Source organism: Lactobacillus sp. B4005 (assembly GCF_026536045.1).
GTDB classification, from domain to species: domain Bacteria; phylum Bacillota; class Bacilli; order Lactobacillales; family Lactobacillaceae; genus Lactobacillus; species Lactobacillus panisapium.
Map to the genome: position 1 here is coordinate 39,674 of NZ_JAFNOZ010000009.1, position 12,237 is coordinate 51,910.

Genomic DNA, 12,237 nt, shown 5'->3' on the forward strand with positions numbered 1-12,237 from the left:
TGTGTCATGTGCTGATCACGGTTCAGAACGCCAACCATGCAAAAAGGATTAAAGTAATCAGCAATAGCATCTTCAGTATCTTCAATGCTGAATTTTTTAGCATTAACAATTTTATTCGTTCGATTTGGGTAACAGTGTTATCATAAGTTAAAAGGTAACACTGTTATTAGGAGAAAATTGCTATGAACCATACTAAAGACCAATTAATTTTACGGGCTATACAAGTAATTGATAAGAATGGCTATCAAAATTTATCTTTGCGTAAACTTACGGCTGCGCTTAATCTAACGACAGGAGCCTTTTATAAACACTTTAAAGATAAAGACGATTTATTTAAAGCAGTAGCCCAAGAATTATCACAGGAGTTTATTGAAGCAATTGACTTTAACAGCAGTTCACCTACTGAACAGCTGTTACAAATTGCTGATTATTTTGTCAATCAAATGCAAAAACACCCAAATAAGATGGAATTTCTGTTTTTTAATGACCAATCTATTATCGCTCTAAAGCAAAAAGATCTTACTTATCCTTTTTTACATAAATTACTACAATTAATTGATCAAATTAACACTAACTCTAATATGAATAATCAAGACTTTTTTATTCAAATTTGGTCATTTATCCAAGGATATACCTTTTTAATTAAAAATAAAGTTACTACTTATCAACCCGACCTAGTACGCAAAACTTTAACAGAAATAATGAAAGGGGCGAACTAACTTGAGCACGTTAATAGTCTATTGTCACCCTTATGAAAAAAGCTTTAATCACGCCATTTTGAGCATGGTGAAAACTAACTTAAACAAGCAAAAGCAACATTTCCAGATAATTGACCTTTATGCTGAACATTTTAATCCGGTCTACGATAAGGAAGAATTACGGTTATACCATGAAGGCGAAACACATGATCCATTAGTAACAAAATATTTAACCATGTTACAAAATTCATCTAGTATTATTTTTATTACACCTCTTTGGTGGAACAGCATACCAGGAATGCTTAAAGGCTTTATCGACAAGGTGATGAAGGAAGGAGCTGGTCTTTCACATACCGTTTCATCTCTTGGCATTCATGGTGAACTGACCAACATAAAGCATACCTATGTTCTAACAACTTCCACCTCGCCCAAATTTTATCTTCAATTCTTCTGTGGCAACGCCATTAAACGAGTATTCATCAATCATACTTTAAAGCAACTTGGAATGAAGAGGCGTCATTGGCTTCATTTTGGCGGCATCACGTTTGCTAAATTGTCAAAACGCCAAAAATACTTAAACTATATTGCCAACTATCGTTTTAAATAAAAGGCAAGGTCTCTTCGAAGCCTTGCCTTTTTTATATGCTATTCATTTTTAAATAAGTGATAGATTTCTTCCGGTGTATTAGCCTTTTTTAGACTAGCAATGAAATCCTCATGAGTTAATAATTTTGCCGTATTGGAAAGATATTTTAAATGTGAGTTACTATCTACTTCTGGAATTAAGAATGAAATTACAGTATCGATTTTCTGTCCATCTAGCGACTGCCAATCAATTGGTTTCTTCAATTTCAAGATTATCATCGCCGATTTATTAATTGCTGCTGATTGAGCATGCGGAATTGCAAAACCTTCAGTCATTCCCGTGCTGCCCTCTTGTTCTCGCTGTTTGTAACCGGCCAAAACCTTAGCGGCATCGGTAGCCAAGTTATTTTGTACTGCAAAATCAGCTAAATACTTAAGGGCATCATCACGATCTTTTACATCAACATCAACTTGAATATTATTTAATGCCAAAATTTTACTTGGATCATGGTCTTCGGGATTATCTTGAGCAGTTTCCGTAATGGTTGAACTTTCATTACTTGGAACTACAGCTTCTTTTTTAGCAAATCTGCCGGCAATTAAAGCCAGTAATGCACCAGAAATTATCGCTCCAATGACAATCCAAAGTACCCATAAAAATGGCTTATTGACCAATGGTAAAACAATGAAACCACCATGGGGAGCAGGAACTGTGATCCGTGTCAGGTAAGTTAAAACTGATGCAACAGCTGAACCAACCATAAAAGCAGGAATGTTCCATAATGGGTGTTTGGCAGCAAACGGAATTGCTCCTTCTGTGATATGTGTCGAGCCTAATAAGAAGTTGACATAGCCCGCCGTTTTTTCACTCTTAGTATATGCTTTTGGATTCATTAAAACAGCAAATCCCGTAGCTAGTGGTGGTGCAATACATGCGGCAGAAACGCCAGCCATAAAGTAATAATTGCCTTGGGCTAGTAAAACCGTGCCCGTTACATAAGCAGCCTTATTAATCGGACCACCAAAGTCAGCAGCACACATCATCCCGACGATAATTCCAAGTAATACTGGACTAGTATTTTCAAAGCCTTTTAGCCATGACATCAATCCCAGATTAATTGCTTTTATCGGTGTATTTAACCAGTACATAATTGCACCGGTAATTAATACGCCTAAGACTGGAAATAGAAAAATTGATTTTAGTCCCCTAAATTTATCATCTGGTAAAGGCTGAAATAATTTCTGCAGAAGCCAGACAACGATAACAGCCAGATAACCACCAACAATTGCGCCTAAAAAGCCACCACCGCCGTTAAAAGTTATAAAACCAGCCGCTAGTCCGACTACAAAGCCAGTCCTTTGAGCTAATGCCTCTGCAATATAAGCTCCTAAAACTGGCGCCATTAGGTTCATCGTCGTGCTACCAACTGTATTTAACATTGCAGCAAATTGGTTGTATTCACTATTTTTCGGATCAGCCGAGTTTATTCCCCAAAAAAAGGAGATGGCAATCAATACCCCACCAGCAACTACAAACGGCAACATGTGGGATACCCCATTCATTAATGAAGTATAAAGCTTATTACCAATAGTTTGATTATTTGCCACAGTTTCCGTTGACTGCAGTTTTTTATCTTGGCGATAAACTGGTGCATTCAGAGCCTTGTTAATTAATTCTTCTGGCTCTTTTAATCCCTTGGCAACTGGGACAACTACTAGTTTTTTACCTGCAAATCTCTCTGTACCAACATCAATATCTGAAGCGACAATTACTGCTTGTGCTGCTCCAATTTCGTCACTAGTCAAGCGATTTTCGACCCCAGTTTGTCCGTGAGTCTCAATTTTAATTGTATAGCCTAATTTTTGGGCGGCTTTTTCCAAAGCCTCTTGTGCCATAAAAGTATGGGCAACGCCGGTTGCACACCCAGTCGCACCCACTAAATCATATTTAGCCATTTTATTTCATCCCTTCTTTAACCGTAATTTGCGGCAATAATTTATCTAATTTAAAATCCGTCAAGCCCGTTCTGCTTGCCGTATCACTGCCGGCAGCTACTGCTACTTTTAGTGCTTCACTAATTGACTGACCTTTTTCTATGAAGGCAAGAAAAGTACCCAACATCGTGTCACCAGCACACGCTGAATTGACCACTTTGATTTTAGGAGCATTGGCAAATAAAACTTCTTTTTCACTAATTAGTGCTGCTCCTCTTGCACCAAGCGAAACTAGGACATTTTGACAGCCCGCCTGCACCAATTTCTGCGCTAATTCAACCGTTTTGGCACTAGTCATTTCACCTTGATAATGGTAAAAACTGGCCAGTTCGGTTTCGTTAGGCTTAAGTAAAAACGGATGGTACGGTAGGGTATCAATCACCGCCAAATAGCTACTATCAATTACCAGCTTCGCTTTTTTGGCAGCGACAATCCGGGCAATTTGCACCAAATAACTTGGTTCGATCCCCTGGGCAAAGCTACCAGAAATTACCACTAAATCTTCTTCAGTAAGTGTTTCCTCAAAATAAGCCAAAAATTGCTGCTGCACTTCTTTGCTAATTTCTGGTCCAGGATTAACCTCTTTATATTCAGTATTCTGGTCAATGACATTAGTGAAAACATTCACTCTAGTTAAACCCTTCACATTCAAAAATTTAGTTTTGATTCCCTTTGCCGCTAATCCATTAGTAACGTAGTCAAGCGTGAACCCGCCACCAATACCGGTCGCAACACTTTTAATGCCAAGCTTTTTTAAAATAAATGATACATTGACGCCTTTGCCATTAGGCTGCAATTCAAAACTTTCCGTTCGATTAACAACTTTTGGTTCTAATTTTTTCGTCACAATTACTAAATCGATTGCTGGATTTAAAGTTATTGTATAAATCAATGCTTTTTCTCCTTTTCCTTGCCTTTTGTACTATTATAAAGAGAATAAAGTGTAACGATTTTCATAAATGATAGCGTTTACTAAAAATAACAGAAAACTATTTACAAAAGAGGTATAATCATGCCGACAAAAGAACTAAGTTCCGCTGAATTGCATCTTTGGAATATTGTCGAAAATAATCCGGATAAAATTGCTAAAATGTCAATCGTTAAGTTAAGCCAATTTGCTAATGTTTCTACTGCCACAATTGTTCGCACAATGCAAAAGATGGGTTACAGTGGCTATACTTCTTATCGCGAAGCACTAAAACTAAAAAGTAAATCCAATTCTACTTTTACGGTTTTGAATGATGCAGATGACAAGATTAGGAGCGTTATTACTAAAAACGAGATTGAAATGAATAATACTCTGCACAACCTTAATTACAGTACGATTGAAGATAGCATCTCCATGACTAAACAAGCTAAGATCGTTTATTTATTTGCTCGGGGACTTTCAGAATCGATTGCACATGAAATGATGGTTAAATTGCAGCTAACTGGCAAATACTGTGAGTTCCATTCCGATCCTAATATCATTATGACAATTGCTAATAAATTAAACCATGATGCTCTTGCTATTTTTATTACGCTGAATGGCGAAACAAAAGAATTGGTCAAGGCAGCCAAAACATTGCGAAAAAATGATATTCCTATTTTAACTTTTACTACTAACCCAGCTGGCAGCATTTTAGCTTTCTCAACGCTTTCTTTCATTGGCTACAAGTCAAAAACAAATTACTTTCCCGAATATGAAGTACGCTCACGCCTGCCATTGCAGATTATGACGAGAATTTTTTGCGATGCATATTCAGTCAGAACCAACTTTTTCAAGACCAACTAAAAAAGGCTGCTAGTTTTTCTACTAGTCAGCCAGCTTATTGAGCTTTATAAGTAAATTCTTATCATAATTAAATAAGCGCAGACAAAAGCACGATTCCGTTATTAATCACTGAATCGTGCTTTGTAATAGTCTTATTAACTTATTCGCGATTATTGAACCGTCAATTTATCACGCCAAGATTTTGCTCCTTTGAGCGCTTGGTTTAAGTTTTCAATGTTTTCTTTACCTTTAGTTGATAACCATTTGCGCCCAGCTGCTTCACTTTCACTTGCAAAAGGCTTAATAGCAGGCTTCCAAGTTGCACGTCCACATAAGACTCCGTTAAAGTCAGCTCCAGCTTCTTCGGCCATTTTGATTTCAGCAATAAATTCTTCACTCGTTACGCCAGCAGATAGGAATATAAATGGCAGGTCAGTAATATCAGATTGCTGTTTAAGCAAGTCTTTAGCTTGTTCTTGTGTGTAAACCACCTCATTATTTCCATTAAAGCCTTCTACAAACTTGATATTAAATGGAATTTCCACCTTCAAAACAGTAACTTCATATTGCGGTGCGGAGAATTCTTTCATCGCTTGTAAAACCTTATTAGCTTTAACTTTGGCAAATTCTGCACTTTTTGTATCTTCAATCTTGCTGTCATAAGTCAATAGCTCAAGGAAAAATGGTAATTCGTTAGCTTTTGCTTCAGCGCCAACCCGCTCTACAAAGGCCTTCTTCTTATCATTGATTTCTTGGCCTTCATCCGGATCATAGTAAAGCAAAAACTTAATCGCATCCCCGCCTTCATTCTTAATGCGCAACCCAGATTGGTTAGCAATCAGATCTGGCATTCTGCCAGGCTCAGTAGTATCATAACCAGTCTTTTCGTAAGAAAGAAGCAAACCACAATTCTTGTCTCGGACTTTAGTTGCTGGTAAGCCATACTCTGGATCTGTCAAAATTGACGAGGCATAAGGTGTCAATTCACTTGAAACTGCCTTTTTAAAATCAACAATTGTTGTTTCATCAGCAGGTTTATTAGCAGCATCAGCCAGCATTTTCTTTAAAGAACCACGCTGATCGATTGCTAACGCACTAATTACGCCATCTTTAGTTGACAAATTTTCCAGATGTTTTGCAACTGCGGAAGATATTGATCTCATTATAAATCTCCTTTAACATTCTCTTTAATCGCACACGGTTATTATATACTCATTGTAAGCGCATTTAAAGAAGCGGTCGGATTTACGAAAAACTTTTCAGCTTTGAGATCAATTTTGAAAAAGTTTACAGCTCCCTAACAGCCTTTATTAGAAAATTAAAGGTAAAAACTATTTTTCCACATTTAACCATTTATTTTAGGCTTTTTTATAGATTAAGAATTCGGTTCCCGAAACAAACTCATTAACTGAACCTCCAGTTGGAATAATAAATCTTATCCAAGCTGCTTTGGTTCCCGGCGCAAACTTAATTTCCTTAGTTGAACTATCTTTTGCCCAATTCGAAGCACTACCAACCTCTTGCCAATTAGTTCCGTCTAAACTTACTTCAATCTTAATTGCCGTAATAATCCCATTAGTTCCACCATCATTACGCGGAAGATAAACAAAACGATCAAGATCTGTCGGCTCAGCTAATTGTGCGGTTATCGTCATTGGCGTAGCCGCCTGTTTGTTGCCATCAGAGAACCAATTAGAATGTGCAATTGTGCTTAAGTCATGGTCAAAAAGATTTTCAACCGGCTGATCGTCTTCCCAAATATTGGTGTCTTTAATGTTGGAACTAGTCTTAACTGACGTTATTTTTACGGTGTTTTTCAAAATACTTTCTTTCGCTGAGAAGGTTTGAATAGTGCTCCATTTGGAAGCTCCGTTAGGTGTAACCGCCTGAACCTGGAATGTGTGTGCAGACTCTGGCCTAATATTTGGTAAGGTAAATTTGGTTTCTTTAATATTGGTATGTAAAACTCCATCTACCTTTAAATTGTAACTTGTACTGTCTACTACAGGATTCCAAGTAACTGTGATTGCATTTTCAGTTGTTCCCTCATTGTCTTGCTTTAAAGCAGTTGGTTGAGCAATATTTGCATTCTCAGCCGGTAACTGGTTAACAATAGCAGTATCTTTGTTAAACCCGGTAATTGAAACTGTAAGTGAATTGCGAGTTACATCAGTTGCAGCCAACTTAATTCTTAAGAAAGTTTGCTTCACTGCACCAGCCATCTTATCTAGGTATGAGTTAGTGCTGTAATTCTGATCAAGGAAATAAACGTTATTAGATTTATTAAAGTCAGCCAGATCATGTGCCTGTCGTAAAGAAATATTCTTATTGCCAGCTTTCACCTTAATTGTTGCTGGCTCTTGCGTGGTTTTCACAGCAAATTCAGTCGTCCTATTTGGTTCAAAGCCAGCATATTGTCCCTTCGTCTTAGCAACATTAATAGTTAAAGTAGTATTTTTTAAGTTGCTGGTAATGGTAGTTTCGGCGTGCTGACCAGATTGATATTGGGCCGAAATGCCGTCATCTTCGTACACAGTAAAACTGCTATGTCCACTAGGATAAATTTCAAACTGGCGCTGATTCTTTAGTGACTGATATTCTTGCGGGGTATTAGTCGCTGGGGCAACCGGTATAATTGCACCTGCTTTAACAAAGACTGGAAGTTTCCAGATTGGAGCGGCAAAATTATTAATAACCTGACCTCCTTGATATTGCTTACCGGTGTAGTAGTCAATCCAAACCTGGTTCTTGTCTGGTAAATAAATTCCATTGCGAATATCATTTCCGGCTTGATCACTAGCAGTATTTTGATAAATTGGGGCAATTAAGAAATTGTCTCCCCACAAATACTGGTACTTAACCAAATCAGTGTATGCGGCAGGTTCGGTAGGATAATCAAGGAACATCGCCCGTACCATTGGCTTTCCAGCAAAAGTCGCTTCAGACGCAATACTATAAATGTAAGGCATTAACATTGATTTTTGCTTTAGATAAGCGCGATTAATTGCTGTGGTGGCATCATCAAAGGCAAACGGATTCTTCGGATTGCTGCCCCAGCCATCCATATTTAATTGAATTGGTGTAAAAGCTTTCCATTGATAGTCTCTAGTGTTAATGATTGCATTTTTACCACCAAATATACCGTCCATATCTGAAGCTGCATTAGGTTGCCCAGACAGACCCTCACCGATATAGGTTGGAATTTGGAAGCGAATATATTCCCATTCTCCACCGGTTTCATCACCAGTCCAAACTGCGGCTGTGTTCTGGGTGCCAGCCCAGCCATCAACTGTCACAATAAATGGGCGCAAGCTGTCGCCTTTAATTTTTTTGATCATTTTGGCGGCTGTTTGCGTACCGTTAAGACCAAAGGAATAGCCATTGCCGACCCAAGCTACGTCCGTCTTAAGAGCGGTCACTCCAGCAGCAATTTCTTGCTCAAAATCACGGTCATCTGGCTTAGGGTTAGCCGGATCTGCGGGAGAAAGGTTTTGTTGAGTCCATAAACCGACCTGAATTCCCTTGGAATTAGCGTATTTAATAAAGTCATGCAAGTTCGCAATATTTCCCTTTAAAGTATCCGTTTGACCATACCCTGCACCGTAACCATCGTTTGGCAAAAACCAACCAATTGGCATGTCGTGATCTAAATATTGGTCAAGCATTGCACGCGCACTGAACTGATAACTCGTGCCGCCATGCTCACCATTTAGCGTTTCACGAATTGCTTTATCCTTGTATTCTGCTGGCAACTCCTTTGGTTGATACTCTTTATAGTATTTTCCATCAGGATATTTGATTGCACCGTTGGTATCAGGAGTAACTTCAACCCAATAATCACGATTATAAGCATTTAAATGGGCCTCATAAAAACCATAGATTGGCGTCAAGGCAGGCAAGCCGGTTAATTCTTGATAGTCATGGATTAAATCATACGGTGAATCATCGAAAAAGTAGATTGCGTCAAAACGGTTTTCATCGTGCGTTGTCGTTACTAAACCGTCAGCTGCACTATCAAAGTCATATCGTCCCGGCTTAAAGGTATAACGTAAAACGCCGTAACCATTCGAGGACCAGTAAAATGGGTTAGGTGATGCTACACCTTGATCAACCCAATTGTTTGTATTTTCGATTTTAATATTGTCACCAGTTAGATTAAAACGGCCATTTTGCGTACCACCACCAAAATAATGACTGCCGGCAGGATCCTTTAAAGTCTGTGTACTTGACTTATCCGTAATTTCGATTGGCTTAGCCTCTTGTAAAATTGTGCGCTTCCCCTTAGTCACACTCATAGTGCCAGCTGCTTGATCAAAATTAATCTCGATTGCACCGGTCGAAAGCTTCCAGCCCTTATTGCTTTTAGTTGCAGTTGTTTTTTTCAAACCCTTTTTACCGTAAGCATCCTGACCCTTGGCCAGCATTTTAGCGTTCAAATCCGCTTCTGATTGCTCGGGCTCATCATATTTTTTAGTTGGGTCAAGATAATAGCGGAACATCTTGGGGCTTAAAACATATAGTCTGGCAACTCGGCCATTTGCATAAGTAACCTCAAAATAATTTTCTTTTTTAACTATATTGATAATTGATTGCTGCATTACTTCATTTCCTTTACTTGTTTCTCGCGGCTGCTCAGTATCTGGTACGGAATTTTGCTCAGAGCCATTTTCTTCTATTGCCTGCTTATCAGCTGGGGATTGTGAATTACTACTTTCACTAATGTTTTCTATAGCAGCAGCCGATACATTTTCCGTCTTTACACCGCAATATAAGGCACTAGCACCAATAAAACCCGTAGTGATTATGACAGACGCTGCGCCCGCATTAAACCGCCTAATAGACCAACGATTAATACATTTACTAACTTTCTTTTGTTTACCTAATCGATTATTTTTACCTAGCATATGCTATCTCCTTGATAAAAATTAAAATTACTAGATTTTTGGAAAGCGTTTTATTATATAATTATATAATAGGTATAGATTTTATGACATACTTTAACGAAAAATATTAACTTTTATTTATTGATTATAAAAAATAATATATTACATATTTACTATGTGGATGGAATGAAATCATGAAATTTATTTATACTTTGCGCTATATGCTTGATCCTCGTACCAATACAGCAGAAAAAGACCAGCAATTATTAGACTTTGTAAAAAAGGGACAGATTGATGATGTTGCTTTTTTCATTAATGGTGAAGAGCTCAATCATAGCCATTTGACTAAAAGAGAAACTCAGGTTTGGCTTAATGCAATTAAGCCGTTGCAGGCAAAATTAGCTGCAATTGGTGTTACCACCAGCTTAAATCCTTGGACAACAATCATGCATTCAGATCGCGGCTATCATGTTAATCCGCAAATTGGCTTTAACACGTTTGTTGATCTTAATGGCCAAAAGGCTAACGATATGGCCTGCCCAGCTGATCCAACATGGCGAAAATACCTAACAGAGATATACGCGCAATATGCAAGTATTCATCCTAAACGATTATGGTTAGAAGATGATTTTCGTCATTATAATCACACACCACTTGGGTTAATGTGCTTTTGTGACTACCACATGCACCTTTATGAGAAAAAACTTGGCCGAAAAGAAACTAGAAGTGAATTCGTTAAAAAAATGCTGCAGCCAGGTCCACCGACCTTGGAACGGAAAATCTATCTTGATCAAGCACGAACTGAAATGATCGAAACAGAACACTTACTCGAACAAGCTGTTCACGAAGTAAGCCCAGAAACAGACTTAGCGCAGATGACATCTTATCCTGATTGGCATGCATTAGAAGGACGTGATTGGAATAACCTATTTTTGGCACAAGCCGGAAAGGACCATCCCCAAATTGCCCGTCCCCACTTGCCAGCCTATAATGAAATTGCGCCAAATCAATATGGACGTTTTTTTGAAGAGTACACGAGAATTACAGCTGCTTTTTTAGGAGAAAAAACTGAACTTTATCCTGAACTTGAAAATTACATGTATTCACCCCTGGTAAAATCAACGACTTTTAGTCAGTTTCAAATAATTACGGCTGCTTTAATCGGTAGCCAGGGAATTTTACTAAACCTATTTGATATGATGGGTAATGGGATTAACCAAAGCTGGCATTACGCAGAAATGCTGGCTGAAACGAAGCCTTTTGTTAACCAATTATCGCAAAGCAGACTGCCTATTGAACACTTGCGTGGTATTAAGGTCCTGGTCGACCAGGATTCTTGCTATAACTTACAAACTAAGTATGGCTTGGATGTAACGGAATTATTGCCGCATGAAAAAAATTGGGCCAGTTTACTAGGTGCCATGGGATTTGCTACAACAATTTTGCCAGTCAGTGCTGACACTAAACTACAAAAGCAAATTATCGCTATTGCCGGCCAGCTTCTTAGAAATTTTAATAATCAGCAAATTACGCAACTTCTTCAGGACAATGTTGTCTTGTTAGATGGTGAAAGCATTCAAGTATTGCTGGACCGCGGCTTAGAAAACTTACTTCATATTCAAAAAGCAGTTTGGCATAAGTGCCGTACTGGCTACCAGTCCTTTGAGCAAGCAGATGGGAAGAAAGTTGATGGTGTCATTAATCCCCGCATTACGATGCTGCAACATACCGGTAATTACCTGCAACTTACCTACGATCCAGAAAGTAACGTTAATATTTGGTCCTCTGCCTATAATTCAGTTGATGAGCGCTTAGGCAATTTTATGGCCGTAATTGATAATCATCTACTTGTTCTGCCAGTTGACCAAGATCCACGTCACGGTTGGGAAGCACAATTTTCTACTTATAAGCAAGGGTTACTGCAACAAATGCTTACTAGCATCACATCCATTGATTACCTAGAACAGATGCCTAATGTAAAATTATTGCTGCAAGCTGATGGTAAAATTGCCTGGCTAGCTAATTTTTCGTCTGATTCATACCGGGAAATTAACTGGCACACTGGTAAAAAGCTACTTCATAATCAGGCCACTTTAATTAGAAAAAATGGTTCGACAGTAACGCGCAAGCAAATCAATCTTCGGCAAACGGGAAGTTCCGTAACTATTAACGAAGAACTTAAACCGTTTGAGTTAATTCAACTTATCTTTTCAAAATAAAAAATAGGATTAGCCTCTAGTGAAGTGACCCCCAAATTTAGGACAAATTTGGGGGTTATTTTTATGGCTAAATTATCTAAGCAAGATAAAATTGAAATCTATCA

The 12,237-nt window shown here is 38.2% G+C and carries 7 protein-coding genes and 2 pseudogenes; 4 read left to right on the forward strand and 5 right to left on the reverse strand.

Annotation, left to right across the window (positions count from 1 at the left end):
• Nucleotides 1-182 precede the first annotated feature (182 nt).
• Nucleotides 183-719, forward strand: coding sequence for a TetR/AcrR family transcriptional regulator (locus J3U73_RS10515; protein WP_267410402.1), 537 nt, complete (start codon nt 183-185; stop codon nt 717-719).
• 1 nt (nt 720) lies between these two features.
• The gene (locus J3U73_RS10520) at nt 721-1,305 is read left to right on the forward strand and encodes an NAD(P)H-dependent oxidoreductase (protein ID WP_220269211.1); all 585 of its coding nucleotides are present in this window, start codon (nt 721-723) and stop codon (nt 1,303-1,305) included.
• A 38-nt stretch (nt 1,306-1,343) separates the two neighbouring features.
• On the opposite strand, the pseudogene J3U73_RS10525 reads toward J3U73_RS10520, so the two are convergent.
• The 3 genes and pseudogenes from J3U73_RS10525 to pfkB form a co-directional block, all read right to left on the reverse strand.
• A pseudogene (locus J3U73_RS10525) lies at nt 1,344-2,876 on the reverse strand (fructose-specific PTS transporter subunit EIIC); the annotation flags it as partial.
• A 62-nt stretch (nt 2,877-2,938) separates the two neighbouring features.
• Nucleotides 2,939-3,239 (reverse strand): annotated as a pseudogene (locus J3U73_RS10930) (PTS fructose transporter subunit IIB); the annotation flags it as partial.
• Between the two features lies 1 nt (nt 3,240).
• Nucleotides 3,241-4,170, reverse strand: a complete 930-nt coding sequence (pfkB, locus tag J3U73_RS10530; RefSeq protein WP_267410404.1) for a 1-phosphofructokinase — start codon at nt 4,168-4,170, stop codon at nt 3,241-3,243.
• A gap of 120 nt (nt 4,171-4,290) precedes the next feature.
• On the opposite strand from pfkB, the gene J3U73_RS10535 reads away from it, so the two are divergent.
• A complete protein-coding gene (locus tag J3U73_RS10535; protein WP_220269208.1) occupies nt 4,291-5,052 on the forward strand; it encodes a MurR/RpiR family transcriptional regulator in 762 nt (253 codons plus the stop codon).
• Nucleotides 5,053-5,201: 149 nt separating this feature from the next.
• Here J3U73_RS10535 and J3U73_RS10540 read toward each other — a convergent pair whose 3' ends face one another.
• Together J3U73_RS10540 and J3U73_RS10545 are read right to left on the reverse strand one after the other, a co-directional pair.
• Nucleotides 5,202-6,194: a tagatose 1,6-diphosphate aldolase gene (locus J3U73_RS10540; RefSeq protein ID WP_220269207.1), complete on the reverse strand. Its 993-nt coding sequence runs from the start codon at nt 6,192-6,194 to the stop codon at nt 5,202-5,204.
• A gap of 195 nt (nt 6,195-6,389) precedes the next feature.
• Complete coding sequence (locus J3U73_RS10545; protein WP_267410405.1) at nt 6,390-9,935, reverse strand: TIM-barrel domain-containing protein; 3,546 nt, start codon at nt 9,933-9,935, stop codon at nt 6,390-6,392.
• A gap of 173 nt (nt 9,936-10,108) precedes the next feature.
• Between J3U73_RS10545 and J3U73_RS10550 the strand changes: the two genes are divergently transcribed.
• Nucleotides 10,109-12,133 (forward strand): hypothetical protein, encoded by a 2,025-nt coding sequence (locus J3U73_RS10550; protein WP_267410406.1) that lies wholly within the window; start codon nt 10,109-10,111, stop codon nt 12,131-12,133.
• The last annotated feature ends 104 nt before the right edge of the window (nt 12,134-12,237 follow it).

Bases quoted from the DNA above. Each gene is read 5' to 3' on its own strand.
- J3U73_RS10515 (WP_267410402.1), top strand. From the start codon at position 183: ATGAACCATACTAAAGACCAATTAATTTTACGGGCTATACAAGTAATT.
- J3U73_RS10535 (WP_220269208.1), top strand. From the start codon at position 4,291: ATGCCGACAAAAGAACTAAGTTCCGCTGAATTGCATCTTTGGAATATT.
- J3U73_RS10540 (WP_220269207.1), bottom strand. From the start codon at position 6,194: ATGAGATCAATATCTTCCGCAGTTGCAAAACATCTGGAAAATTTGTCA.
- J3U73_RS10545 (WP_267410405.1), bottom strand. From the start codon at position 9,935: ATGCTAGGTAAAAATAATCGATTAGGTAAACAAAAGAAAGTTAGTAAA.
- J3U73_RS10550 (WP_267410406.1), top strand. From the start codon at position 10,109: ATGAAATTTATTTATACTTTGCGCTATATGCTTGATCCTCGTACCAAT.